Origin of the sequence: Cupriavidus sp. YAF13, from assembly GCF_052113425.1 — a bacterium.
Classification (GTDB): domain Bacteria; phylum Pseudomonadota; class Gammaproteobacteria; order Burkholderiales; family Burkholderiaceae; genus Cupriavidus.
In genome coordinates, this window is the sequence record NZ_JBFRDD010000005.1 from 96,748 (window position 1) to 120,055 (window position 23,308).

24 protein-coding genes and 1 pseudogene are annotated in these 23,308 nt (G+C 66.7%); 8 read left to right on the forward strand and 17 right to left on the reverse strand.

Annotated elements, in window-relative coordinates; genetic code table 11:
- Positions 1 to 24: 24 nt before the first annotated feature.
- Entirely contained in the window at positions 25 to 816 is a 792-nt protein-coding gene (locus tag AB4061_RS06350) for a 4'-phosphopantetheinyl transferase family protein (RefSeq protein WP_441631972.1), read from the forward strand.
- 27 nt (positions 817 to 843) lie between these two features.
- Here AB4061_RS06350 and AB4061_RS06355 read toward each other — a convergent pair whose 3' ends face one another.
- The 9 genes from AB4061_RS06355 to AB4061_RS06395 all read right to left on the reverse strand — a co-directional run bounded on the left by AB4061_RS06355 (position 844) and on the right by AB4061_RS06395 (position 8,786).
- A complete protein-coding gene (locus AB4061_RS06355; RefSeq protein ID WP_441631974.1) occupies positions 844 to 1,659 on the reverse strand; it encodes a shikimate dehydrogenase family protein in 816 nt (271 codons plus the stop codon).
- 44 nt (positions 1,660 to 1,703) lie between these two features.
- A complete protein-coding gene (locus AB4061_RS06360) occupies positions 1,704 to 2,681 on the reverse strand; it encodes a 2-hydroxyacid dehydrogenase (RefSeq protein ID WP_441631976.1) in 978 nt (325 codons plus the stop codon).
- A gap of 20 nt (positions 2,682 to 2,701) precedes the next feature.
- Positions 2,702 to 3,646, reverse strand: coding sequence for a sugar kinase (locus tag AB4061_RS06365; RefSeq protein WP_441631978.1), 945 nt, complete (start codon positions 3,644 to 3,646; stop codon positions 2,702 to 2,704).
- The gene (locus AB4061_RS06370; protein WP_441631980.1) at positions 3,643 to 4,431 is read right to left on the reverse strand and encodes a sugar phosphate isomerase/epimerase family protein; all 789 of its coding nucleotides are present in this window, start codon (positions 4,429 to 4,431) and stop codon (positions 3,643 to 3,645) included. Before AB4061_RS06370 ends, AB4061_RS06365 begins: the two co-directional genes overlap by 4 nt.
- Entirely contained in the window at positions 4,428 to 5,162 is a 735-nt protein-coding gene (locus tag AB4061_RS06375) for an amino acid ABC transporter ATP-binding protein (RefSeq protein WP_441631981.1), read from the reverse strand. The genes AB4061_RS06370 and AB4061_RS06375 overlap by 4 nt, the downstream gene beginning before the upstream one ends.
- Positions 5,149 to 5,799 (reverse strand): amino acid ABC transporter permease, encoded by a 651-nt coding sequence (locus AB4061_RS06380; protein ID WP_441631983.1) that lies wholly within the window; start codon positions 5,797 to 5,799, stop codon positions 5,149 to 5,151. The genes AB4061_RS06375 and AB4061_RS06380 overlap by 14 nt, the downstream gene beginning before the upstream one ends.
- On the reverse strand, positions 5,796 to 6,554 hold the full coding sequence (locus tag AB4061_RS06385; RefSeq protein ID WP_441631985.1) for an amino acid ABC transporter permease: 759 nt from the start codon (positions 6,552 to 6,554) through the stop codon (positions 5,796 to 5,798). Before AB4061_RS06385 ends, AB4061_RS06380 begins: the two co-directional genes overlap by 4 nt.
- Before the next feature lie 55 nt (positions 6,555 to 6,609).
- Positions 6,610 to 7,413, reverse strand: coding sequence for a transporter substrate-binding domain-containing protein (locus AB4061_RS06390; protein WP_441631987.1), 804 nt, complete (start codon positions 7,411 to 7,413; stop codon positions 6,610 to 6,612).
- A gap of 317 nt (positions 7,414 to 7,730) precedes the next feature.
- On the reverse strand, positions 7,731 to 8,786 hold the full coding sequence (locus tag AB4061_RS06395; RefSeq protein WP_441631989.1) for a LacI family DNA-binding transcriptional regulator: 1,056 nt from the start codon (positions 8,784 to 8,786) through the stop codon (positions 7,731 to 7,733).
- Between the two features lie 253 nt (positions 8,787 to 9,039).
- Here AB4061_RS06395 and AB4061_RS06400 point away from each other — a divergent pair, with 253 nt between their 5' ends.
- Positions 9,040 to 10,602, forward strand: a complete 1,563-nt coding sequence (locus tag AB4061_RS06400) for a tetratricopeptide repeat protein (RefSeq protein WP_441631991.1) — start codon at positions 9,040 to 9,042, stop codon at positions 10,600 to 10,602.
- A gap of 34 nt (positions 10,603 to 10,636) precedes the next feature.
- A complete protein-coding gene (locus AB4061_RS06405; RefSeq protein WP_441631993.1) occupies positions 10,637 to 11,650 on the forward strand; it encodes a serine hydrolase domain-containing protein in 1,014 nt (337 codons plus the stop codon).
- Positions 11,651 to 11,821: 171 nt separating this feature from the next.
- Here AB4061_RS06405 and AB4061_RS06410 read toward each other — a convergent pair whose 3' ends face one another.
- Together AB4061_RS06410 and AB4061_RS06415 are read right to left on the reverse strand one after the other, a co-directional pair.
- Positions 11,822 to 12,904 carry a helix-turn-helix transcriptional regulator gene (locus tag AB4061_RS06410; protein WP_441631995.1) on the reverse strand — a complete coding sequence of 361 codons (1,083 nt, stop codon included), beginning with the start codon at positions 12,902 to 12,904 and terminating at the stop codon, positions 11,822 to 11,824.
- A 287-nt stretch (positions 12,905 to 13,191) separates the two neighbouring features.
- Positions 13,192 to 13,647, reverse strand: a complete 456-nt coding sequence (locus AB4061_RS06415; RefSeq protein ID WP_441631997.1) for a universal stress protein — start codon at positions 13,645 to 13,647, stop codon at positions 13,192 to 13,194.
- 282 nt (positions 13,648 to 13,929) lie between these two features.
- On the opposite strand from AB4061_RS06415, the gene AB4061_RS06420 reads away from it, so the two are divergent.
- Together AB4061_RS06420 and AB4061_RS06425 are read left to right on the forward strand one after the other, a co-directional pair.
- The gene (locus tag AB4061_RS06420) at positions 13,930 to 14,451 is read left to right on the forward strand and encodes a universal stress protein (RefSeq protein ID WP_441631999.1); all 522 of its coding nucleotides are present in this window, start codon (positions 13,930 to 13,932) and stop codon (positions 14,449 to 14,451) included.
- 179 nt (positions 14,452 to 14,630) lie between these two features.
- A complete protein-coding gene (locus AB4061_RS06425) occupies positions 14,631 to 15,161 on the forward strand; it encodes a flavodoxin family protein (protein WP_441632001.1) in 531 nt (176 codons plus the stop codon).
- Positions 15,162 to 15,403: 242 nt separating this feature from the next.
- Here the strand turns inward: AB4061_RS06425 and AB4061_RS06430 are convergent, their stop codons facing one another.
- The 6 genes from AB4061_RS06430 to AB4061_RS06455 all read right to left on the reverse strand — a co-directional run bounded on the left by AB4061_RS06430 (position 15,404) and on the right by AB4061_RS06455 (position 21,306).
- Entirely contained in the window at positions 15,404 to 15,685 is a 282-nt protein-coding gene (locus AB4061_RS06430) for a DUF1488 domain-containing protein (protein WP_441632003.1), read from the reverse strand.
- 349 nt (positions 15,686 to 16,034) lie between these two features.
- A complete protein-coding gene (locus AB4061_RS06435) occupies positions 16,035 to 16,523 on the reverse strand; it encodes a phasin family protein (RefSeq protein ID WP_441632004.1) in 489 nt (162 codons plus the stop codon).
- A 434-nt stretch (positions 16,524 to 16,957) separates the two neighbouring features.
- A complete protein-coding gene (locus AB4061_RS06440) occupies positions 16,958 to 19,258 on the reverse strand; it encodes a heavy metal translocating P-type ATPase (RefSeq protein WP_441632006.1) in 2,301 nt (766 codons plus the stop codon).
- A gap of 29 nt (positions 19,259 to 19,287) precedes the next feature.
- The gene (locus AB4061_RS06445; RefSeq protein ID WP_441632008.1) at positions 19,288 to 19,623 is read right to left on the reverse strand and encodes a DUF883 family protein; all 336 of its coding nucleotides are present in this window, start codon (positions 19,621 to 19,623) and stop codon (positions 19,288 to 19,290) included.
- Between the two features lie 193 nt (positions 19,624 to 19,816).
- A complete protein-coding gene (locus tag AB4061_RS06450; RefSeq protein ID WP_441632009.1) occupies positions 19,817 to 20,593 on the reverse strand; it encodes a COG4705 family protein in 777 nt (258 codons plus the stop codon).
- Positions 20,594 to 20,814: 221 nt separating this feature from the next.
- On the reverse strand, positions 20,815 to 21,306 hold the full coding sequence (locus AB4061_RS06455) for an NAD(P)H-dependent oxidoreductase (protein WP_441632011.1): 492 nt from the start codon (positions 21,304 to 21,306) through the stop codon (positions 20,815 to 20,817).
- A gap of 235 nt (positions 21,307 to 21,541) precedes the next feature.
- Here AB4061_RS06455 and AB4061_RS06460 point away from each other — a divergent pair.
- The 3 genes and pseudogenes from AB4061_RS06460 to AB4061_RS06470 form a co-directional block, all read left to right on the forward strand.
- Positions 21,542 to 21,676, forward strand: a pseudogene (locus tag AB4061_RS06460) (pirin-like C-terminal cupin domain-containing protein); the annotation flags it as partial.
- Positions 21,677 to 21,754: 78 nt separating this feature from the next.
- A complete protein-coding gene (locus tag AB4061_RS06465; RefSeq protein ID WP_441632013.1) occupies positions 21,755 to 22,432 on the forward strand; it encodes an isochorismatase family protein in 678 nt (225 codons plus the stop codon).
- 28 nt (positions 22,433 to 22,460) lie between these two features.
- Positions 22,461 to 23,273 carry an acyloxyacyl hydrolase gene (locus AB4061_RS06470; protein ID WP_441632015.1) on the forward strand — a complete coding sequence of 271 codons (813 nt, stop codon included), beginning with the start codon at positions 22,461 to 22,463 and terminating at the stop codon, positions 23,271 to 23,273.
- Positions 23,274 to 23,308 lie beyond the last annotated feature (35 nt).

The following is a 23,308-nucleotide window of genomic DNA, read 5'->3' on the forward strand; positions in this document are numbered from 1 at the left end:
AGGCGTGAGCTGGGATCGAACGGCATGCAGCACGATCTTGTCACCGCACGCAACGCGGGGCGTACCGCGTCGCCTTTATTGCCTGATCCGAGCCACCTCTCGTTGCCGGATAGCGCCGTGCACGTGTGGGTGCTGAATGACTATCTTATCGAACCAGCATGTTCGACGCTCGCCCACGCGCTTTCGCCGGATGAGCGACAGCGTGCCCGAGCCTACAGACATGAGAGGAATCGCAACGCCTTCATTGCCCGTCGGAGCCTTCTCCGCTGGCTGATCGGCGGCTATCTGACCTGCAGACCCGAATCCCTGCGCTTTTGTGCTACGCCGTTCGGCAAGCCCGTCTTGCAGTGGCCGCACGCCGCAAAGCTCGCATTCAGTGTTTCCCACACTGACGGGATGACGCTGCTCGCTTTCGCATGGGATTGCCGCGTCGGCGTGGATGTGGAGCGATGGATTGACGGCCTAGACATTGCGGGCATTGGACGCGGGATTTTCTCTCCGATCGAGGAGGAGGCGCTTGAGCCGGCGCGACCCGATTCGGCCGCCACCGTGCTCAGTATCTGGACCCGCAAGGAAGCTCTGCTGAAGGCGCTCGGCATGGGTCTCTCCGGCGAGCCGAATGCCTATACGACAGAAGACGATTTGCAAATCGGCGAGGGCCGCTGGCGTGCTTCGCATCACGGCACAGCCATTTCCGGCTGGACGTGTCTCGATCTCGTCCTCGGGCCGGAAGTCCGCGCAGCGCTAGCCGTGTCGCTAAAAGCTGCAAGCGTCACCTTTCATCGTTGCTCGTTATCGACTTGGGCAATCAGCTGACAAATTCGACGGCCATGCTAGCACCGGCTAGGACAGGCGCGCGATCTCCTCCAGCAGTGCCGCCTCCATCGCCTCGATCGGCGCGCGTGCGCAGCCGGTGTAGAACTCGACCTGGGCGCAGGCCTGGTGCAGCATCATGCGCGTGCCGTCGATGGTGCGGCAGCCAAGCGCGGCGGCATCCCGGATCAGCTTGCTCCTGACCGGGATAAAGGCAGCGTCCATGACGATCAGGTGGGCGGCGAGCTGCCCGGCCACGGGGTTGACATCGGGTGCGCGAAAGCCGGCGGCCGTCGCGTTGGCGAGCATGTCGAAGTCTGCCTCCTGGAAGTCGGACAACGCGCCGCCAAAGCGCAGGCCAAGCGACGCGGCCAGTTCCTCACCGCGCGCCGCGGTGCGGTTGAATACGGTCACGGCGGCGCCGGCCTCGCGCAATCCATAGGCCATGGCCCTTGCCGCGCCACCCGCGCCCAGCAGCGCGATGCGCTTGCCCGGCAGCTCGGTCACCTCCTGGAAGGCACGCACGGCGCCGATGCAATCGGTGTTGTAGCCGGTCAGCACCCCATCGACATTGTTGATGGTATTGACCGCGCCGATGGCGCGCGCGGTCTCGTCGAGGTGGTCGAGGTGAGGGATCACGGCCTGCTTGTGCGGCATCGACACATTCATGCCGCGCACGCCCAGCGCGCGGATCGATTGCACGGCGCCGGGCACGTCCTGCACGCCGAAGCAGACGAAGGTGTAGTCGATCTCCAGCGCCCGGTAAGCCGCATTGTGGATGCGCACATTGAAGGTGAAAGGCTCGCCCATGATCGAGCCGCACAGCGTGGGAATGGAACGGGGCATTGCGGATGGTCCTTGCGGTGAAATCGGGTGGCGGTCCGGCTGGCCTAAGCGGCCATGGCTGTCAGGTCGAAGCGCGCGGCGGGTGGCCGGCCGGCCAGCGCGTCCAACAGGTTGCGCGTGGCCAGTTCCGCCATGGCGCGGCGGGTTTCATGCGTGGCTGAGCCGATATGGGGCAGGGCGGTCACCCGCGGATGGCAGCGCAGCGGCGAATCCTGCGGCAGCGGTTCGGTGGCGAAGACATCGAGCCCGGCGGCGCGCAGGTGGCCGCCGTCGAGCGCCGCGAGCAGCGCGTCTTCCTGCACGATCTGGCCGCGGGCGCCGTTGACAAAGATGGCCCCCGGTTTCATCAGCGCGAATTCGCGCTGCCCCATCAAGCCACGTGTGCTCTCGGTCAGCGGCAGCGTGACGGCGACGATATCGGCGCGCCGCAAGGCGTCGTCGAGTTCCGTGCGGGTGGCGCGCCCCACGAGATCGGGTGGTTCGGCGGCAGTCTCGTTGACGTAGAGCACCTCCATGCCGAAGCCAAGCGCCGCGCGGCGTGCCACCGCCTGGCCAATGCGCCCGAAACCGAGGATCGCCAGGGTCTTGCCGTGCACGTCCCAGCCGAACAGGTTTTCACCGATATTGGCAGCCCAGCGGCCTTCGCGCACATGCGCGGCGAGCTCGATCAGGCGGCGGCTGGCCGCCATGATGAGCGCGAAGACCGTGTCGGCGGTGGTTTCGGTGAGTACGCCGGGCGTATGGCAGAGCGCAATGCCACGCTGGCGCAGGCAGGCGAGGTCATAGTTGTCGACCCCCACCGAAATGCTCGAGATCACTTCCAGCTGGCCGGCTTCTGCCAGTTCGGCCGCGCCTAGCTTGACGCTGGAGCCGATCAGGCCGTGCGCGTTGGCCAGCGCGGCGCGAAAGGCCGGCCGTTGCGCCGGCTGGCGCGGGTCGGCGACGATCACGTCATGCTCCGATTCGATCCGGGCGAGCAGGTCGGGCGGAATGGGACGGAACACCAGTACATTCTTGCGCATGGGAAATCCTTGCTGTGACTTCACAGGTTGCTGGCCGCCAGCAGGGCATGGGTGGGCAGGCCTTCGGTATCGCCGCGCACTTGCACCGCCCGCGCGCCGATCCATGCGCCGCGCCGGACGGCGTCGGCCACCGGCCGGCCTTCCAGCAGCGCGCTGATGACGCCCACGGCAAAGCCGTCTCCTGCGCCGACGGTGTCGACGACACGCTCGACGCTGAACGCCGGCACATGGCCGGTGCCGGCTTCGCCATCGAAGTAGGCGCCTTCAGCGCCCAGCTTCACGACTACCAGCCTGGCGCCGCGCCCACGGTAAAAGGCGGCGATGCGTTCGGGCTCGGCATGGCCGGTCAGGAAGCGGCCTTCCTCGATGCCGGGCAGCACCCAGTCGCACTGTTGGGCCAGGCCGTTCAGCGTCTCGCGCATCAACTCGGGCGTGGCCCACAACGCGGGGCGCAGATTGGGATCGAACGAGATCGTGCGGCCGGCAGCCCGCATGGTGGAGATGGCCTGGCGCGTGGCGGCCTGCGTGCCTTCGGCCAGCGCGGGGAATACGCCGGTGACGTGCAGGTGGCGTGCGCGCCGTAGCCACCGCTCGTCCAGATGCCCCGGGTTCATGCGGCTTGCGGCCGATCCGCGGCGGTGATATTCCACGGGCGGATCGCTGCCGTCGTCGACCCGTCCCTTGAACTGGAAGCCGGTGCGCTCGCCGGGCTCGCACACCACCTGGCTGCAGTCCACGCCTTCTCGGCGCATTTCACCGAGCAGGTAGCGCGCCATCGAATCATCGCCGAGGCGGCTGGCCCATCCGACCTTCAGGCCCAGGCGCGACAGGCCGATGGCCACATTGGTCTCGGCGCCCGCGGTGCGTTTGTGGAAGGTCTGCACGCCTTCGAGCGGCCCGGCTTCACCGGCCACCAGCATCAGCATGGCCTCGCCCAGCGTCACCACATCCAGATCGGGGCTCATGCGGGAATCTCCACCGAACGCAGCAGGTCGACATGCTTGCGCGTGACCTGCACCAGGTCTTCCCCTTGCAGCGGGAACTCGATGGCACGCGCAACGTCGGCGGGCAGGCGGCGCAATACGCTGCGCCATGGCGCAGCCGATTGATCCAGCGGTACCGCAATCCACTTGGCAGGCGTGCGCAGCACGCCTTTGCAGTGCACGTAGCCCACCTGGGCGGCGAAGACCTGCGCGGCGTCGAGCGGATCTTCGCCCGTCCAGTGCCAGTTGCCCATATCGAAGGTCATCGGCACCGTCTTGCCGAGTGCCGTGGCACGCGCGAAGAAGTCGCGCAGCGGGGGTACGGTGCCGGCGCTGGCGGTCTGGTCGTTCTCCACGACGAGTTCGATGCCGCCGTGCCGCAGCCACGGGAGCAACCCGTCAAGCGCAGTGCCTTCGCGGTAGCCACCCAGCGACATCTTGACCCGGCCGGCGCCGAGCGCCAGCGCGGTCGTGAAGGCGCGGTCGAGCGCGGCGAGGTCGAGGCTGCCGGTTTCGCTCCAGAGCCCCTCCGGGCTCGACCAGACCACGGCCAGCCCGTGCTGTTCGGCGACTTCGCGCTGTTCCCTGACTTCATCCTTGTGTCCGCGCTGGAGTTCGCCGCGGTATTCCACGCCGTCGGCGCCGGCCGCTGCGGCAATCCGCGCCAGCGCCGCCTGCCCGTCGCGCTGGGCCAGGTCCGCGCCATAGGCCGTGAGCGAGATCAGCACCGGCGGCCGGGAGGAACCATCTTGTCGCCGCTGGGTCATTTCAGGGCTCCCGCGCTGAGGAATTGCTGTAGCTCCGGTGTCCGTGGCTGCGCGAACAGCGCCTTTGACGGGCCCGCCTCGTGCACCTTGCCCTGGTGCATGAAGATGGTGGTATGTGCCATGCGGCGCGCGAACTCCATCTCATGCGTCACCAGCACCATGGTCATGCCGGAAGCGGCCAGGTTTTCCATGACGCGCAGCACCTCCGCCGTCAGCTCCGGATCGAGCGCGGAGGTCACCTCGTCGAACAGCATCACCTTGGGTTCCATCGCCAGCGAACGGGCGATGGCCACGCGCTGCTGCTGGCCGCCCGAGAGCTGCTCGGGGTAGCAGTCCTTCTTGTCCAGCAGGCCGACCTGGGCCAGCACCTGGTCGACGATGCCGTCGATCTTGCCCGTGGCCATCTTCTTGACGATGGAAGGCGCCAGCGCAATGTTCTCGCCCACCGTCAGGTGCGGAAAGAGGTTGTAGCTCTGGAACACCATGCCCACGTCGCGGCGCAGGTCGAGCAGCCGCTTCCGGTCGTGATCCAGCTTGTGCCCGGCGACCGTGATATTGCCGGCATTAATGGCCTCCAGGCCGTTCAGGCAGCGCAGCATGGTGCTCTTGCCGGAGCCGCTGCGGCCGATGATGGCGACCACCTGGCCCGGCTCGATGGCAAACGATACGCCCTTCAGGACTTCGACGGGGCCATAGGATTTGTGCACGCCTTGTGCTTCAACGATGGGCATGGAGACTCCTTTCCATGCGCCTGGCTGCCGAAGAAAGCGGGAAGCAAAGCGCGAAGTAGATAAGTGCGACGACGACGAAGACCGCGAAGGGCTGGAAGGTCGCGTTGTTGATCAGCTGGCCGGCGCGGGTGAGTTCGATGACGCCGATGATGGAAGTGATCGAGGTGTTCTTGACCAGCTGGACCGAGAAGCCCACCGTGGGCGGCAGGGCTAGCCGCACGGCCTGCGGCAGCACGACATGGCGCAGTTGCTGCCAGCGGGTGAGGGCGAGCGCCTCGCTGGCCTCCCACTGCCCTTGCGGCACGGCCTCGATGCAGCCCCGCCAGATCTCGCCAAGATAAGCGCTGGCGTAGATCGACATCGCCAACATGGCCGCCACCATCGGCGACAGCTTGAGCCCAAGCACGGAGAGGCCGTAGTAGCTCAGGAACAGCACGATCAGCACCGGCGTACCTTGCACGATCTGGATATAGACCGTGCTGGCGAGGCGCAGCAGGACGTTTCTGGAGGTCCGCCCCAGCGCCACCAGGAAGCCGGCCAGCGTGCCGCCGACGAAGGCCAGCAAGGTCACCCACAGCGTCCAGCGTGCCGCCAGGAGCAGGATTTCAAGATGATTCCAGGAGAACTCGGTGATCATTTCGCGCTCCCTGCCACCGCCGGCGTCAGCGCCGCATGCGCCAGGGGCGCAACGCGGGCAGTGCGCGCGGCGCGCCTGGCGCGCGCCACCACGCGGCGCCGCCTGAACACCAGATTGCCGATCAGGGCAAACATGGCGCGCAGCAGCAGTGCCAGCCCGATGTAGATGAACATGACAAGGATGTAGCTCTCGAAGGTGCGGAAGGTCTGCGAATCGATCTGGCTGGCGACCGCCGTCAGCTCTTCCACCGAGATCGCCGACACCACGCTCGAAGTCAGCATCATCAGCGTGAACTGGCTGGTCAGCGCCGGATAGACCTTCTCGAACGCCGGCACCAGGGCGACATGGCGGATCAGCTGCCAGCGCGTCATGCCTAGCGCGGCGGCGGCTTCGAGCTGCGAACGGTGAACCGCCTGCAAGCCGGCCCGGATGATCTCGGTCGAGTAGGCGCCGAGGTTGACCGTCATGGCAATCACCGCGGCGGTGATGGCATCGATCTGCAGGCCGATGGTAGGCAAGCCGAAGAAGATGATGAAGAGCTGGATCAGGAAGGGCGTGTTGCGGATGGCCTCGACGTATGCCCTGGCGGCGCGCTGGAGCCAGGGGCCGCCAAATGCTGCCGCGATGGCGCCGGCGGTACCGACCAGGGTGCCAAGCAGGATCGAGCCGAAGCTGAGCGCCAGCGTCATGGCCGCACCCTGCGCAAAGCGATCCAGCTGCGACAGCACCGGGTTCCATTCAAATTGATAGTTCATGCGGGTCTCCTGGCGCGCCGGCTGGCGCTGGCGCGCAACGTCGGACTTGCCGGGGTCAGAACGTTTGCAGCGTGGGCAGCGCCTTGCCGGTCCACTTCTGCGCAATGGCGTCGAGTTCGCCATTGAGCTTGACGTAGGCGATGGTGGTGTTGAGCCACTGGCGCAGCTCGAAGGCGTCCTTGCGCACGGCCATCGAGTTCGGTTGTACCGAGAACGCGAACTTGGCATCGAACTTGCCGGCGCCGCGCGCCTTCATGATCTCGTTGCCGGTGGTGCTGGGCAGGGCAATGGCTTCGACCTGGTTGCTGATCAGCGCCTGCGCACAGGTGGCGTCGTCCTCGAAGCGGACGATGCTCATGCCGGGCACCGCCAGGCGGGTCAGTGCCGTGTCTTGCGTGGTGCCGCGCGTCACGCCAACCTTCCTCTTCCCAAGCTCAGCCAGCTTGGCGTACTTGGCCGCGACCGGCGCGAAGATGGTCAGCTCGAACGCGCTGTAGGGCGAGCTGAACATGATGGCGCGTGCCCGCTCGGGCGTCGGCGCCAGGGTGGCGACCAGGAAATCGACCTTGCCGGCTTCCAGCGCCGGAATGCGGCTGGGAGAGGTGAGCGGCACGATATCGACCGGCACGCCGAGGTACTTGCCCAACAGGTTGGCCACGTCGACATCGTAGCCGGCGGGCTTGCCGGTGGCATCCGTGGTGCCGAAGGGCGGCGCGCCCGTCACCACGCCGATGGTGACCTTGCCCCTCTTGACGATCTCGGCGACGGTCTGTGCCTGGACGCCGGCCGAGGCGCTGGCCAGGACCAGCAGCGTGAGCACGGGCGCGGCAATCTGGCGCAACAAGCGGTGGATATTCATCAATGTCTCCTGCACGTTCTGTGGAATGTGTCGCTGGCGTCGCAGCGCTCGGCAAGTACGGTTCTGAAACCGGTTTCAGGATTATAGGAAACCGGTTTCAGAACTCCAGCAGTGGAAACCCTTACGGATGAAATTGGGGGATGGAGCGGGGGAGGGGGAGTAACAGCCGTCGCCATCGCGATCGGCTTTGGCGTACCGGCCGGCTCCGTCCAAAGCCGCTGGTTTGCGCCCCTCTCCCGCCTGCGGGAGAGGGGACGGGGGAGAGGGTGGGCGCTCGTTACGCCGTTGCGTTGCCAGGAACCACTTGCGGGTTCCTGTCAGCCGCGGCGCGTCGACCCGCGCTTGACCAGGGTGCCGGGCAACAGGACCTGGCGCGGCGCGAGCTGCGCGCCTTGCAGGCGCTCGATCAGGCAGTTGGTGGCGGCGCGCCCGATGTCGTCGGTTGGCTGGGAAATCGTGCTCAGGCCGGGGCCGACCAGGGCAGCCCATTCCGGATCGTCGAACCCGATCAGGCCGAGGTCGGTGCCGAGCTGCCACCCCAGCCTGGCGGCGGCGGCGGCCACGCGCAGCGAGATCACCGCATTGGCCGCCAGCACGGCGATGGGTGCTTTGCCGGCCCCCTGGCGCAGGGCGCGCAGCGCTTCGTCCAGGGCGTCGTCGTCGCCGGCACGGGCTTCGAAAACGCTGCCACCAAGCGAGTCCGCATGCTCCGCGATGAAGTGCTGGAAGGCCCGGGCCCGCTCGTTGCGCGAGCTGATGGCCTTGATCGGCTCGCTGATGAACAGCAGGCGCCGGTAGCCGGCTTCGAGCAGGTGGCCGGCAGCCTCATGGACCGCGGAAAGGTTATCCAGGGCCACCAGGTCGACTTCCGCGTCGCCGACCTTGCGGTCGACCAGCACGACTGGCTTGCCCAGTTGCGCGGCATCGGCAAGGGCGCCGGCGTCGTGGCCCAGCGTGTGCAGGATGAAGCCCTCGACCCGGTAAGCCGACAGCGAGCGAATGGCTTCGCGCTCCAGTTGCTCGTCATTGCCCAGGTTGAACAGCATCACCATATAGCCCGCGTCGCGGCAGGCCTTCTCCACACCACGCAGCACGGCCACCGAGAACGAATTGGAAACGTCCGCCACCACCAGCCCGATCAGGCGCGACTTGCCGCGCTTGAGCGCTTGCGCCATGGGACTCGGGCTATAGCCCAGCGCGCGCACCGCCGCGGCCACGCGCGCCTCCACGTCGGCGGACAACTGCTCGCCGCCCCGGTTCAGGTAGCGCGACACCGTGGCTTTCGAGACGCCCGCATAGTCGGCAACGTCCTGGATGGTGAGTTTCTCTGCGGGCTTCAGGTTGGACTTGGCTTGTGTCACAGGGCGTGGCATGGAAAGTCGGTCTCGGTGAAACCAGTTTCAGGATTATGCATCGTGCGTACCCGACTTGCCAGCACCCCGGGGGCCGGGCGCGAATGCGGCCAGGCCATTGCGCAGATCCGCCAGGTCGTGGCGGGCATGCCGATCGTGTTTGCGCCGCGCTGTGCGTCACGCAGAACGCGTACCCGCGCTGTGCCCAAGAGGCTCAGGCCGCACCTGCGCGATAATGGCGGCCTTGCTATCAAAGTGAAGGACAGAAGGCGTAATGGATCAGCATTTCACCGCGCAGCTCGAAGCCGCCCAGCGCCACTTCGACGCTGGCCAGCTGGACGCGGCAGCGCAGTTGCTTGAGGAAGTCATCGACACGGACTCGCATCACGGCGATGCCCTGGAAGGGCTGGCCTACATCGCTGCGCGCAAGCAAAGCCCCGCGGCCGCCGCCGGATACTTCGACCGCGCCCTGGCTGTCCTGCCTGCCTGCCCGCAGCGCTGCCATGCCGCTGGCCTGGTTCACCAGGCCGCCGGCAACCATGCGCGTGCCATTGCACTGCTGGAGCAGGCCATCGGGCTGGCCCCGCGCCAACTGCCGTCCCTGCACGCAGCGGCGATGTCGCTGTCCGCGCTGGGCGAGCACGGGCGCACGCTGGCACTGCTCAAGCGCGCCGCCGCCCTCAGCCCGGGGTCCTGGGAGATCCACTACAACATGGGCCGCGCCCTGGGCCTGCTGGACCAGTACGATGCCGAGATGGCGGCGTACCGGCGCGCGATCGAGCTCAAGCCGGATTGCGCCGACGCCTACAACAACCTCGGTGTCGCGCTGGGCGAGTCGCATCGCTTCGATGAAGCGCTGCGCATGTTCAAGAAGGCCATACAGATCGCCCCGAACAATCCCGGCGCGCGCRCCAACCGGGCTGGCACCAACCTGTTGCTAGGCGAGTTCGAGCATGGGTGGCGCGAATACGAATGCCGCTGGTACAACGGGACCCAGCGGCCGCACGGCCTCGGGGAGAACCTCTGGCTCGGCGAGCCGCCGCTTGCCGGCAAGACGCTGCTGCTGCACTGCGAGCAAGGCTTTGGCGATACGCTGCAGTTCGTGCGCTACATCCCGTTGCTGGCGGGCACCGGCGCGCGGATCGTGCTGCGCGTGCAGGAGCCGCTGCGTGCCTTGCTGGCGGATTTTCCAGGGGTCGGCGCGGTGATCGGCAAGAACGAGGCGGTGCCGGCGTTCGACTATCACTGCCCCTTGCTGAGCCTGCCGTACGCACTCTGGAAGGTGACCACCGCCATCCCCGCGGCCACGCCGTACCTGCACGCGGATGCCGCGCGCCGCGCCAGGTGGGCAGCCTGGCTCGGCGAGGACACGCGCCGCCCGCGCGTTGGCGTGGTGTGGAGCGGCAGCCCCACGCACCTCAACGACCGCAAGCGGTCGATATCCCTGCGCGACCTGGCTCCGTTGTTCGAGGCCGATGCCACGTTCGTCTCGCTGCAGAAGGACGTCAGGGCATCCGATCGCGACGCCTTGCGCGCGCTGCCCGCGATGCGCGACCCCTCGCCGCAGCTGGAAACGTTCTGGGACACCGCCGCCCTGATCGCCGAGCTCGACCTGGTGATCTGCGTCGACACGGCGGTGGCGCACCTGGCCGGCGCATTGGGCAAGCCGGTGTGGATCCTGGTGCCGTTCACCCCGGACTGGCGCTGGCAGCTTGCCCGCACGGACAGCCCCTGGTATCCGACCGCGCGGCTGTTCCGCCAGCCGGCCAGGGACGACTGGCGCACGGCCATCATGGCGGTGAGGACGGCGCTACAGGACTTCACGGGCATGCATTGATTATCTGATTCCTTGTCAAACGGAGTGAGGCAACATGGAATATGGAACGCCGTCGCTGGACATGCGCCTTGCGCATCTGCTGGCGGACAAATCCGTCACCGGCGCCTGCCTGGCGCACGTGCGCCAGGACTCGGTCGAGGTGGCTGCCGCTGGGGTGAGGAACCAGGACACCGCCGAGCCGGTGGATGCCAGCACTGTGTTCGGCGCGGCCTCGCTCACCAAGCCGATCGTCTCGTACGCCTTGCTGCAGCTTGTCGACGCCGGCGTGCTGGATCTTGACGAGCCGCTGTCGCGCTCGGCCCAGCCGATCGTGCCGGACGATGCGGCCTCGGCGCGCATCACCATGCGCCACGTGCTCACGCATACCTGTGGCCTGCAGAACCTGCGCGACAAGAATCCGCTGCGGCTGCACTTTCCTCCTGGCGCATGGTTCAGCTACTCCAGCCTGGGGTTCATCTTTCTGCAGTCCGCCGTTGAGGCAAAAACAGGGGAAACCCTGGAAGCGATCCTGCGGCGCCTGGTGTTCGAGCCACTCGGGATGCGCTCATCGAGCCTGGAGTGGCAGGATCGGTTCCTCGCGAATGCGGCCAACCCGCATGAGGCGGCGCAGCGGCTCGACGTGCATCGCCCGCCAGCGGCGAGCGCCTCCTATTCGCTGCAAACCACGGCAGGCGACTACGGTGCTTTTGTTGCCGCCGTGCTCCGGGGCGACGGGCTCCGTGCATCGACCTGGCAACAATGGCTGACGGCGAGCGTCATGGTGCCGAAGGGAGAGATCGTCTACCTCGATGGCGCGCCGGCTGCCACGGAGCCTGACATTGGCTGGGGGCTGGGGTGGGGCGTCGAGCCCAGCCGGGGCACGTTCTTCCAGTGGGGCAAGATGCAAGGCGTGAGGGCATTCGTGATGGGCAGCACCGAGCTGCGCTCGGGCGTCGTGCTGCTCACCAACAGCAACACCGGCCTGCGGCTGATGGAGGATGCCACCCGCGCGGCACTGCCCGGAGAACACCCTGCGATTCGTTGGCTTGCGCACGGGGTCAGCGAGTAGACGCAGGCGGTGGCGAGCCGCAATGGCGCCGGCGCGGGTTCCCCGTGGATTCGATCGCGAAACTGGTCGTGGCGGCAAACGCCGCAAACGGGTGGATGCCGGCGCCGCCGGTGGAGTGAGGGGGCGTGCGTGGCGGTGCCTGGCGCGGGATCCGCGGGATCCCTATCTGAGCTACCTGAATCCCGCCGCGCGCCAGGGGGCATGGTGCTGGAGCCTTGCTTGTTCGCGCTGTAGCAGCGGCGCATAGCCATGCAATTCCTGCGGCGCGATGTCGTAGGCGCGGCGGAATGCGCGCGTAAAGCTCGATGCATTGTTGAACCCGAGCCCGGAGGCAATGTCCTGCACCGCCATATTGGGAAAGCGCACCAGTTCATCGGCCGCCACCCGCAGCCTGCGGCTACGGATATAAGCGGCCAGGCCACCCTCATGCATGAATAGACGGTACACGCTGGCGCGCGACAGATGCAGCGACTGCAACACGCTGTCAGGGGTCAGGCCGGGGTCATGCAGATTGGCCTCGACATAGCGCCGCACCTGTCCGTACACGGCGGCCCGCACCGCTGCGCGGGCGTTGCCGGAGAGCCCCGCTTGCCGGCTGAACACCGCGGCCAGCAGTTCGATCGCGGTGCGAAAGGACCGGTCGGCTTCCTCTTTGCTCAGGCCCACGATTTGTCGATTCAGTGCCACCAGATGCGAGATCAGCACGCGCATCAGCGGTGTGGTGGTCTGAACCAGGCGCCCATGCAGCGAGGCGGCGTCGGGGAAGGCCATCTCCACCAAGGCACGCGGCACAAAGAACAGCAGCATGCGGCCTTGAAAACTCCGGATAGTGCACGGCTGGTCCATGTCCAGCGCGAGGATGCTTGGCAAGCCGGGCCGCTGCGGCGCGCCGAGTCCCGGCTTGCCGCCCAGGAATTGGGCGGGCGCGCCTTCCAGGAACACGCTGAAGGTAATGTCGCGAATGTTCTCCGTCGACACGCGTCCCAACGAGCGCTCGGCCACATTGGGGCTGGTGCGGATGTCGAAGAAGCTCAGATCGTCGATGGTGTAGCGAGACAGCGAGGCCTCGAACGTCTGCTCGCCTTGCGCCGTGGCAGGCCGGATGTCGTAGACCGGGCTCATCCGCTCCTGCCAGGCCAGCAAGCTCTGGCCGGCGTCGCCTTGCACGCTGAAAGTGCTGTGCGCGATGCCCGGCGCGAGCATCGGCGGCTGCGGCGGCAACAACAGCCGGCTTAGCGGCATGCGCGCGGGCAAGAGGTTGTGCGTGCAGGGGTACGCAAGGCTGATTTCCGTCCAGATGTGCCCGCCCGGTGCCGGAGGATTGTCGATTGAGCGCTAGCACACCCCGTGTGGGCTATTAGGCGGCCAAGAGCATAACTTGTCCGGGCCGCCCAGACTAGGGGGGTACCGCTGGGGAAAACCCGGATGCGCGAACCCGGGGCGCGGCCACGCCGTTGCGACGGATCCGGGCAGTGCCTCGCATCAACCTGCCCGCCGCCGGCATGAAGCCCATCATTCAGCCCGTTGTTCCCGGGGTGTCCTCATTCCTCGATCTCGCTGCGCACCATCAGCACCGGCTTGTTGCTCTTGTGCACCACGCCTTCGGACACGCTGCCCATGACCAGGCGCCGCAAGCCGCTGCGGCCATGCGTGCCGACAACGATCAGGTCCGCATTCCAGCGGTCGGCTTGCTCCACGATCGTGGTGGAGATCTGTCCGGGGGAAACGGGCTTCTCGAGGATCAGCGTGGTATGCGGGATGCCGGCATCCGCCAGGCGCGTGGCGGCCGCTGCCAGTGCATCGCGTCCCGCGGCGAGGATGGCTTCCATCAGTTTGCGCGGGTCGTAGCTGCCCGCGGTGAAGAAGACATCGTTGTCGTCCGCCACGAAGAGCACTTTTACCTCGCTGCCGGTCGCCTTGGCCACCGTGATGGCCTGGCTCAGGGCAAGGTCCGAAGAGCGGCTGCCGTCCACCGCGAGCAATATTCTCTGGTACATGGTCCGTGCCTCCTGGCTGGATGTCGCAATTTCGCAATGTCGCAATATCGCAAGGCAAGCGCGCATGGGCGCGCCTTCCATCTACAGCTTAGAGGGCCGGGCACAGGGCGTATTGATGCACGTCAAGCGGCCTTGGCGATGCGCGCGAGGCCCAGAAACGGCCCGTTGCCCGGGAAAGCAGCGAATGCCATGATCTACATCAACACCGCGCTTGCCCGGGTGTACAAACTGGAAGCGTCGGCTGCAAGCTGCGGCGCCTGTCTTTTAAGCAGGAGGTACAAGATGTACAGCAAGATCCTGGTTGCCGTGGATGGCAGCGAGTCCTCCGATCGGGCGCTGGAGGAGGCTCTGCGCCTGGCCACCGCGATGCGCTCGGCACTCACCGTGGTGCATGTGATCGATAACAGCTACCTCAGGTACGAGGTCGGCTACATCGACCTGACAGACTTGCATGCCGGCCTGCTCGAAGGCGGGCAGATCCTGCTGGACGAAGCCAAGGCCAAGGCGGCGGCTGCGCAGGTGACATGCAAGACGCTGATGGTGGATGAAGCATTGGCGCTGGGCGACGTTGCCAACGCGATCGAGCAGGTGGCGCAGCAGACCGGGGCGGAGCTGCTGGTGCTGGGCACGCACGGACGGCGCGGTGTGCGGCGCCTGCTGATGGGCAGCGTAGCCGAAGCACTGGTCCGGCAATGTCACCGGCCGGTACTGCTGGTGCACGCGCCCCAGGCCGAGGCGAATGCCGGCACAAAGCCCGCATCAGGCTCCCCGGGCACCGGCCCAGGCTCGACGGTGGGGCCATGACGCGCACGTTGCGCGCTCGCCGGCGGCGCGGTGGCGGGCGCTGGGCATCGGTGCCAGCGTGGATATCAATACCGCGTGGGGCGAATTTGTGGGGTTTGTGCTGACCAACGGCGGCATCATGATCAGCCTGTCGCTGGTCGGCGCGCGGATTACCCGGATCGAGAGCTGAGGAGCCATCGATGGAACAGATCCTGATCGTTTACTACTCGCGCACCGGCACGGCGCGCCAGGCCGCCGAAGCGCTGGCGGCGCAATCCGGCTGGCCGCTGGCGGAAGTCGGCGACCAGGCCAGCCGGGCCGGCTTGCTGGGTGATGCGCGCTGCGTACTGGATATCTTGTTGCAGCGGCATGTAGGCTACCGCTACGCCGGCCCGGCGCTGGACGACTGCCGGCGGCTTGTCATCGTCGCGCCCATCTGGGTCGGCCACCTGGCCGCGCCCATGCGCAGCTTCCTGCGCGACCACATGCCACTGGCCTGCAAGACGTCGGTGATCTGCGTGATGGCCCGGCAAGGCGCTTTCAGGGCGGCAGAGGAAATCGCCCGCCTGGCCACCGAGCCGCCGTCGCCGGTACTGGCGCTGCGCCAGGCCGATGTGGCCAGCGGGGCGGCGCTGCCGGCCCTGCGCGCTTTTGCCGAGCAGGTGGAAGCCGCCAACGGCCAGGCCGGCGTCGCGCAGCGGCCAGCATGGATATCGCCAAAGGAAGCCTGAGCGGGCAGGTTTCCACGGCAACCACGCGCCTACCTATATTGAAGCGGAACGAGGGTTTGGCGCGGCAGGTCACGGGCGCGACAAGGCGGGGCCTCGGCGCCAGCAACTGGAGGCGGCGATGAAGATGACAGTTCCCGGTTCACGTGCCGCGGGCGGCGGCGCGCGCTGGCTCGGCCTTGCGGCTTGCTGGCAACCGGTGTTGTTGCCATTGAGGCGCCGCGCCAGCCGGCGCACAGCCAGGCCTAGAGCGCGAAACGGAAATGACCGCTGTGCAGCACAATGTTGTGAGCCGCGGTCAATTCAAACAGCTGCCGCGCCACGCATTCGATATCCTCGCGGTGTCCTTCGAAGGCTTGGATGAGGTCTTCCGGCCGGTGCGAGCGCGCACCGAAGTGGTCTTCCAGTGCCTCCGCCGTGATCGCGTAGCTGGCCGGGATGCCGTTGACGCTGGCAGCGCACTCGAGACAGAGGTCAGCCGGGCAATAGGAGGGGATGGCTTTTGCAAAGACGATCTTGATGGTCATGGCATTGACCCCCGGGGACGGAAAAAGGAAGGCGCAATGAAGTGCAAGGCGGGGCACGGGAAAGGCGCGCGCCGCGGGTACGCCTCCGCAGCTTTCTGCCAGTCTAGGCACTACGGTTGCGTCCGCAAGCCGAACCGCGCGCGCTTCCTGACCCGACGTCAAGCCAGCCGCAAGCCAACCGCAAGGCATCATCAAGCAGGCGCGCAAGATGATGCGCCGCGCACTCATTGCCCCCAACAAGGCTGGCGCGGCTGACGATCTCCAGCTTCATGCCCAGGTAGCTGCCGATTTTCAGGGGGGCATGGCAGCGGGGGCCGGCGGCATTTCCGCCGGCATCCCCGCCGGCAGTTCAGCCGGCATGAATGGCCCGCTTCTTCGTAGCGGCGCCGGTGCTGCCGGCGGTCCCGGTCAGCGTGGCCGCCGTCTGGCTGAATTTTTCGAACATCTCCTGCACTGGCGCGGGCAGCGAAGCGGTGCTCCCGGCCTGCTGCAGCGCTGCGGCCTGGCAGTGCTGCCAGGTCTCGCCGGCTTCCCGCAGTTGTTCCACCATGGCGGTCTGGTTGTGAATGGCGAGACTCATCCAGGCTTGCATCCGCTGTGCGTAATGCTCGGCCTGGTTGCGCAGGAAGGTGGCTGGCACGGTGGCGAGCGTGGCGAAGTCGCCGGCATTCGCCAGCTGCGCGCCTACGTCGTGCAAGGTCTTGATGTCCTTGCGCACGGCATCGAGCTGGAGCTCGAGGAAGCGCTGCCGGGCCTCCTGCATCAGGGTCAGCGCGCGCAGGCCTGCCTCGCAATTGGCTGTGAAGCACGCGAGGGGGACATCGGTCTGGTCTGTCATGGTGAATCTCCTGGATGCGCGCGATAGTGCGGTAACGCGATGACGCGATAGCGCGGCAATGCGCGTGGATTGCCGCTGCATCGCTCACTGTTGTCAACGGTCAGGGCGGGCCTGTCTTACCGGGCATGTCTCATCGGGCCTGCATCGCGCAAATCGAGCGGCGACGCAAATCATGGTTTCGCCCATCTGATGCCCATCTAATGATTCTAGAACCGTGCCGCCGGCCCTTGTTGATCCGCATCAAGCTTGCGGCATATCAAGCCGGTTGCTTCCACGCATGGTCAGACTGGATGGCATGGCGTTGCCGGTACGCTCAGCCTTTCGCTCAACGTTTGCCGAGGAATGGCATGGTTCACCCGGCCGTGGCATGTTGCGTCGCGCTCGGGATTGGCGCGCTGGCTGTCACACGCATCCGGCGCAGGCGCTTTTGTTCGTCAAGCGTCCCCCAGCGCGTGATACAGCTCGTCCTCCTGCGCGAAATGCAGGCGCAGGATCGCATTGAGCTCGTAGAGCAGGCGCCGGACTTCCTGTGCGCTTTCCAGGTCGATTCCGTCCGCGGGCTGGTCCGCGGCGATGCGCTCCAGCATGCCCACCAGGTGGAAGATCTCGCGATGCCCGCCGCTGAGCGCAGCCAGCGGGTCCTTGCCGCCGAGGCGCCGCGCGAGTTCCGGATAGAGGTCGGCGTCGTCTTGGATCTCGTGCGCAAGCAATTGCGCGCGCAGTGCCTCGTTGAGCGCCCCCAGTTCGGCGGCGGCGGCTTCGCCGGGGAGGCTGGCTACGCGATCCGCCATCGATCGCACCTGGTCGAGCACCTGCCCCAGCTCGCTATGCTCGGCCTTCAGTTTGGCGGCCTCGGCCGCCGTGATTTGCGCGGGCTGCCATTCGGGCCCCGGCTTGCGTGCCCGCAGCGCGTTGAGAATCACAACGACGTCGATCAGTTCTTGCAGCAGCGCGCCCGCCAGTGGCGGCAGGTAGCCGAATGCGGCCGCGATCATGGCCGCCAGCGACAGCGCCATGCCCGCCACGACGCTTTGCACGGCGATGCGGCGCGTGCGCAGGGCGATCTGCATCGCCTCGGCCAGGCGGTCGAGGCGGTCGACCAGCAGTACCACGTCGGCAGCCTGTGCCGACGCGGCCGCGCCTGCCGCGCCCATTGCCACGCCGACGTCGGCGGCGGCCAGCGCGGGCGCGTCGTTGACGCCATCGCCAACCATGATGACCGTGTCGTTGCGCTGCGCCTCGCGGATTGCCGCGAGCTTTTGCGCGGGCGTCTGCTGGGCGCGCACTTGCGTCACGCCCAGCATCGCGCCTGTCATCTGCGCCACGTCGTCGCGGTCGCCGGTCAGCATCACCATGCGCTGGATGCCGGCCTGCCTGAGCAGCCTGAGCGCGCGAGGCGTGTCAAGCCGGATCTGGTCCGCGAGCTGCAGCGCGCCGCGCATGGCGCCATCGACGCCAAGAAAGACGGCCGATGCGCCTTCATGGCCCATGCGCCGTACCCATGCCGTACTCCACGGCATGGGCGCGGTTGCGCTGGCCACGTGCGCCAGGGAGCCGATGGTGACCACATGCCCGCCGATCCTGCCGCGCAGGCCGGCGCCGGGATCCTCGGCGACCTCGCCCGGCAACGCCAGCGCCAGGCCGCGCTCGCGCGCCGCGGCGACCAGCGCGCGGGAACTGGCATGCACCGAGGCCTGTGCAAGCGAAGCCGCCAGGCGAAGCACTTCGTCCTGCGCGTGTCCCGGCGCCGCCTCGATGGCCGAAACGCGGGCCTGGCCCGTGGTCAGGGTTCCGGTCTTGTCGAAAAACAGCACGTGGCACTGCGCCAGCCGCTCCAGCGCACCGCCGCTCTTGACCAGGATGCCCCGGCTGGCTGCGCGCGACATGCCGCAGACGATGGCCACCGGCACCGCCAGGATCAGCGGGCAGGGGGTGGCTACCACCAGCACCGCGAGCGCCCGGTGCGCATCGCCGGTCATGATCCAGGCCGCGCCGGCCACGGCCAGCGCCAGCGGCACCAGCAGCAGGGCGTAGCGGTCGGCCAGGCGCATGGACGGGCTGCGGCTTTGCTGCGCCTCCATCACCAGGCGAACAATGCCCGAGTAGGTACTTTGCGCCGCCGTGGCGCCAGCAAGCATCTCGAACGGCGCGCCGGCGTTGACCACGCCGCTGCGCAGTGGCTCGCCCGGCGCGCGGCGCAGCGGCACGGCCTCGCCGGTCAGGGTGGATTCATCCAGTTCGGCAGCCTGGAGCAACGTCCCATCGGCAGGCACCACTTCGCCCGCGCGTACCAGCAGCCGGTCGCCGGGGCGTACAAGGTCTAGCGGTATGGGGCGCCATTCGCCGTTTTCGATACGGCTGGCTTCGCGCGGCGCGTGGTGCAGCAGCGCGCTCATCTCGCTGGCGGCGCGCGCTTGCGCATAGCTTTCCAGCGCGCGTCCGCTGRCCAGCATCAGGGCAATCACGGCGGCGGCAAAGTGCTCGCCCAGCCACCATGCGAAGCCGATGGCCAGCAGAGCCAGGACATCCACGCCGGCATTGCGGCGCCAAGCCGCGAGCACGGTGCTGGCGGCCAGGGCAATCAGTACCGGCAGGACGCCGATCAGCCACACGGTGCGCGCGAGCGCCGCCGATTCGTACCAGTACAGCAGCGATCCCGCGCTCAGCGTGAGCGCGCAGATCGCCAGAAGCCCGAGGTTGAGCCAGCGGTGGTAGCGAGGCTGCGCGGGCGCCATGTTGCCTTCAATCGGCCATCAATCGGCCATCAATCGCGGCGCGAGACCGACATGGCGACAAGTGCCCCGCATACGGCGGCAACCGCCGCGGCCGCACCCAGCGCGCGCCATGGGTGCGCATGCACGTACGCTTCTCCCGAATCGGCCAGATCGCGCACCTGGTCGCGGCCTTGCGCCTGCAACTCGCGCAGGCGCAGCTGCAGCGCCTCCAGCCGCGCCTTGAACTGCTCACGGGCCTGGCCGGCTTGCTCGCCGGTCAAGGCGGCGGCGTCGCGCAGCAATGCCTGCACATCGGCTAGCAGGACGTTGACATCGCGCTGTAGCGTGGCGCGGTGTATGGAAAATGCGGATCTGACGTCGTTCATGGCGCACTCCTGACGGGTGGAAACGATGAAGGTGCGGCGGGATGAAGCAAGGCCACATACCACTATAGATACGGCGCCGGCCCGACGGTTGATTGACATCAAGCCTGAGTCGGATGAGGAGCGCAGCCCACCCGCGCTCGCTTCCTGCCGCCGCTCGCTTCCTCCCGCAAGCGGATACAGCCGGGGCCGGCAGCTAGTGCCGGGCCCGGGCTGCGGCCCGCTGCGGCATCAGCAGCAGGCAAAGCGCCATGAAGCCCAGCAACGCTGCCGAAGCACTGAAGCGGCCCAGTGCCAGCCCGCCGGATTGCAGGGGTTTGTCGAGGAAGTCGCCAAGCACCGCCCCGAGCGGGCGCGTCAGGATGAAGGCCGCCCAGAACAGCAGCGTGCGTGAGATCCGCGTGCGGTAGTAGGCCAGGGCTAGCAATGCCAGCAGCAAGCCGAAGATCGCCATGCCGCCCACGTAGCCCATCCCGGCCGTGTCGGCAGTCCAGTCTCCCAGCGCCGTGCCAAGCGTCTGCGAGAACATGATGGTGACCCAGTAGCACAGCTCGGCGCGCGGCGAATGCACGCTGTCGACCGAGACCGTGCCAAGCCAGCGATACCACAACGCCAGCGACGCCAGCAACAGCAACGCCAGCAACGTGGATCCCCCGGCGTAGCCGATGCCAAGCGAGCGGTCCGCGAAGTCCGCCAGGGTCGTGCCGACCGTGGTGGTGGCCACGATGGTGGCCCAGTACAGCAGCGGCTGGAAGCGCGTGGCGCGCACCTGGGCGCAGACCACCATCAGGAACACCGCGGCAAAGATCGCTGTGCTGACCAGGTAGCCCAGTCCCATCGTCATGGACAGCGCATCGCCGCCGGTCTCTCCGAGCGTGGTCGCGGCGATCTTGATCAGCCAGAATGCCAGTGTGACTTCCGGCACTTTGCTGGCCGCTGCGGCGCTGGCCTCGTAGCTGGGGCGTGCTGTCATGTTGAACTCCTTCGACGTTAGGCTTGGCGCGGCGGACTCCTGCCACCGCAAGGATTGCCAGATACTAGTTCGCGCGGGATTAAGGCAGCATTAAGGCCGCGTTGTGGCACGACGGGCGGGTCGGAGGCGGAAAGTTGACTATCAGCCGCTGGCGCGTGGTGGCGGGAGGCTCATCGTGCCTGGCCCGAACGCGCCGGGCCAGAACGTGACGGGATTCGACGTCAAAAGACGCCAAGTGCAAGACCTGCCGCCAATCCAGCGCCCAGTTCGGCACAGTGCGCCAGGTCCTCGGCGCCGATCTCCTTGGGTGCCAGAATGCGTTCAGGTGTCTGTGCATGGGTGCAGACGATCAGGCCCGGCGCCACACACTTGAGCCGCCAGCCGGTAGCGATGCGTTCGACCTGGCGCAGCGCGTTTTGCCCGTCGCTGCCGGCACAGATCATGGCCGCGTACGGGCGGCCGTTCACACGGTCAAGCGCCGCGTAGTAGCAGCGATCGAAGAAGTCCTTCATCAGCCCGGACATCGCAGCCAGGTTCTCCGGCGTCGCGAACAGATAGCCGTCGGCCGCCAGCACATCGTCCGGACCGGTCTCGGCCGCTCGCTGCAGCCTGACCGCGACGTCCGGCTGCAAACGCGCCGCGTCGGCTGCCGCCTCGGCCATCTGCTTTGTTCCCCCAGTCATCGTGTGGTAGATGATCAGCAGCGTCTTCATTCGTTCCTGCTCGCCGTGCGCCGGTATGTTGCGAACTCTATCACGCCCCAAACACCGGCTCGCCGGCGCTGATGGGGGCTGTGAGCGCCAATTCCCTAGCTGAGGATCTGCCAGCGCTTGCACGAGAAGAGCGACCCCATCGTTCTCGAAATAGGACTCTGTCGCCCACTTTGGCAGTCTACCGGCCATGCCGCCTCACACCTATGCTCTAGCCGCAACGACACGATTGAATCCAATCATGCCCTTGATCGGCGAGCCCATTGATGAGCCTGTCGTAGGTTACGGTCCCTTCGTGATGAACAGCCAGGAGGACATCGTCCAGGCCTATGCCGACTTCAACAGTGGGCGCCTTGGCCAGATGGTTGGGTAGATCCTGTTCAGCCGCCACATGGCGGCGGAGCATCCAAAATCCGGTGCAGATGCACCTTCACCCCCAAGGAGAAGCACGATGAGCACACCTGCTAACTTCAATGGCCAGCGCCCGATGATTGACCCCAGCGATTCGGCCATGCTGCTGATCGACCATCAGAGCGGTCTGTTCCAGACTGTGGGCGATATGCCCATGCCTGAACTGCGCGCCCGTGCCGCAGCCTTGGCAAGGATGGCTACGCTTTCCAAGCTGCCGGTCATCACCACAGCCTCCGTGCCGCAAGGGCCCAATGGCCCGCTGATCCCGGAGATCCACGAAAATGCGCCGCACGCCCAGTATGTCGCCCGCAAAGGCGAAATCAATGCTTGGGACAATCCGGATTTCGTGGCGGCGGTGAAGGCCACCGGCCGCAAGACGCTGATCATCGCGGGCACCATTACGAGCGTGTGCATGGCCTTTCCCTCGATTAGTGCTGTCGCGGATGGCTACAGGGTTTTTGCCGTAGTCGATGCATCTGGCACGTACTCGAAGATGGCGCAAGAGATTACGCTTGCCCGTGTTGTACAGGCTGGGGTGGTACCGATGGACACTGCCGCGGTCGCTTCGGAACTGCAGAAGACCTGGCACAGGGATGATGCCATGCAGTGGGCCGAGATCTACACCAAGATCTTCCCCGCGTACCAGTTGCTGATCGAGAGCTACACCAAGGCCCAGAACGTGGTGAAGGACAGCGAGGTGCTGGACTCGGCGCGCTGACGCTCCGCGCGTGCCGGTGCGCCGCTGGATGGCACGCTTGACGCCTGTTCCGTCCAAGTCGTTCCAAATCTGGGACGCTGATATGTGCTGGCGGTATCTATTCGACCGCTTGTGGCGAACGCATACTTCAGGTTTTTCGCGTGAAGTCCAGCCAGGAGGGGCGGCGAGCCGGGGAATGGTTCGCCATGCCGATGGCATCCTCTGGATTTGTGTTCACTTCCAACGCGATCAAGTTGTCAAAGAAACAAAAATTAATCTTCACAAGGCTTTCGTCATGCTTAGATCGGTCTTCTCCTTTGTCCTGATTTCCAGTGCGTTTGCCAGCGCCGCCGCGCTTGCCGCGCCCGCCAGCGAGGATGCCGCGTGGTTTGAGCCGGTTCGTCTTGGGGCAGCGCTGGGTGCGGGCGGCGAGGCTTCGATCGCGCGCCTGGAGGCGCGATGGAACCTGAAGACCGACCTTTGGGCGACGAGCTCGCGGTCAATCCGTGTTCGCCTGGGTCTCGAAGCTTCCGTTGGCGGGTGGAATCCACATGGCAGCAATAGTACCCTCATGGGCGATGTGGGCTTTACACCCATCCTCCGGGTCCAGGGTGCGGGCCGCTCGGGGCCTTTCGCGGAAGTCGGCGCCGGTGTGCACCTGCTGTCGCGGACTCGCATCTCGGACTCAAAGGTCTTCTCGACGGCATTCCAGTTTGGCGATCGCATTGCTGCCGGCTACCGGTTCGGGGACGCGATCGACTCGGAACTGGCGGTGCGCTTCCAGCACTACTCCAACGCCGGCATCAAGGAGCCGAACCCCGGTATCAACTTCTACATGCTTCAGTACTCGGCCCGCTTCTAAAAGGCTTGCGCCCGCGCTCAGGCGGGAGCATCGCA

What these genes read in the sequence shown, in the direction of transcription:
- AB4061_RS06350 (WP_441631972.1), top strand. Translation starts at nt 25, where the DNA reads ATGCAGCACGATCTTGTCACCGCACGCAACGCGGGGCGTACCGCGTCG.
- AB4061_RS06355 (WP_441631974.1), bottom strand. Translation starts at nt 1,659, where the DNA reads ATGCCCCGTTCCATTCCCACGCTGTGCGGCTCGATCATGGGCGAGCCT.
- AB4061_RS06360 (WP_441631976.1), bottom strand. Translation starts at nt 2,681, where the DNA reads ATGCGCAAGAATGTACTGGTGTTCCGTCCCATTCCGCCCGACCTGCTC.
- AB4061_RS06365 (WP_441631978.1), bottom strand. Translation starts at nt 3,646, where the DNA reads ATGAGCCCCGATCTGGATGTGGTGACGCTGGGCGAGGCCATGCTGATG.
- AB4061_RS06370 (WP_441631980.1), bottom strand. Translation starts at nt 4,431, where the DNA reads ATGACCCAGCGGCGACAAGATGGTTCCTCCCGGCCGCCGGTGCTGATC.
- AB4061_RS06375 (WP_441631981.1), bottom strand. Translation starts at nt 5,162, where the DNA reads ATGCCCATCGTTGAAGCACAAGGCGTGCACAAATCCTATGGCCCCGTC.
- AB4061_RS06380 (WP_441631983.1), bottom strand. Translation starts at nt 5,799, where the DNA reads ATGATCACCGAGTTCTCCTGGAATCATCTTGAAATCCTGCTCCTGGCG.
- AB4061_RS06385 (WP_441631985.1), bottom strand. Translation starts at nt 6,554, where the DNA reads ATGAACTATCAATTTGAATGGAACCCGGTGCTGTCGCAGCTGGATCGC.
- AB4061_RS06390 (WP_441631987.1), bottom strand. Translation starts at nt 7,413, where the DNA reads ATGAATATCCACCGCTTGTTGCGCCAGATTGCCGCGCCCGTGCTCACG.
- AB4061_RS06395 (WP_441631989.1), bottom strand. Translation starts at nt 8,786, where the DNA reads ATGCCACGCCCTGTGACACAAGCCAAGTCCAACCTGAAGCCCGCAGAG.
- AB4061_RS06405 (WP_441631993.1), top strand. Translation starts at nt 10,637, where the DNA reads ATGGAATATGGAACGCCGTCGCTGGACATGCGCCTTGCGCATCTGCTG.
- AB4061_RS06415 (WP_441631997.1), bottom strand. Translation starts at nt 13,647, where the DNA reads ATGTACCAGAGAATATTGCTCGCGGTGGACGGCAGCCGCTCTTCGGAC.
- AB4061_RS06420 (WP_441631999.1), top strand. Translation starts at nt 13,930, where the DNA reads ATGTACAGCAAGATCCTGGTTGCCGTGGATGGCAGCGAGTCCTCCGAT.
- AB4061_RS06425 (WP_441632001.1), top strand. Translation starts at nt 14,631, where the DNA reads ATGGAACAGATCCTGATCGTTTACTACTCGCGCACCGGCACGGCGCGC.
- AB4061_RS06430 (WP_441632003.1), bottom strand. Translation starts at nt 15,685, where the DNA reads ATGACCATCAAGATCGTCTTTGCAAAAGCCATCCCCTCCTATTGCCCG.
- AB4061_RS06435 (WP_441632004.1), bottom strand. Translation starts at nt 16,523, where the DNA reads ATGACAGACCAGACCGATGTCCCCCTCGCGTGCTTCACAGCCAATTGC.
- AB4061_RS06445 (WP_441632008.1), bottom strand. Translation starts at nt 19,623, where the DNA reads ATGAACGACGTCAGATCCGCATTTTCCATACACCGCGCCACGCTACAG.
- AB4061_RS06450 (WP_441632009.1), bottom strand. Translation starts at nt 20,593, where the DNA reads ATGACAGCACGCCCCAGCTACGAGGCCAGCGCCGCAGCGGCCAGCAAA.
- AB4061_RS06455 (WP_441632011.1), bottom strand. Translation starts at nt 21,306, where the DNA reads ATGAAGACGCTGCTGATCATCTACCACACGATGACTGGGGGAACAAAG.
- AB4061_RS06465 (WP_441632013.1), top strand. Translation starts at nt 21,755, where the DNA reads ATGAGCACACCTGCTAACTTCAATGGCCAGCGCCCGATGATTGACCCC.
- AB4061_RS06470 (WP_441632015.1), top strand. Translation starts at nt 22,461, where the DNA reads ATGGCACGCTTGACGCCTGTTCCGTCCAAGTCGTTCCAAATCTGGGAC.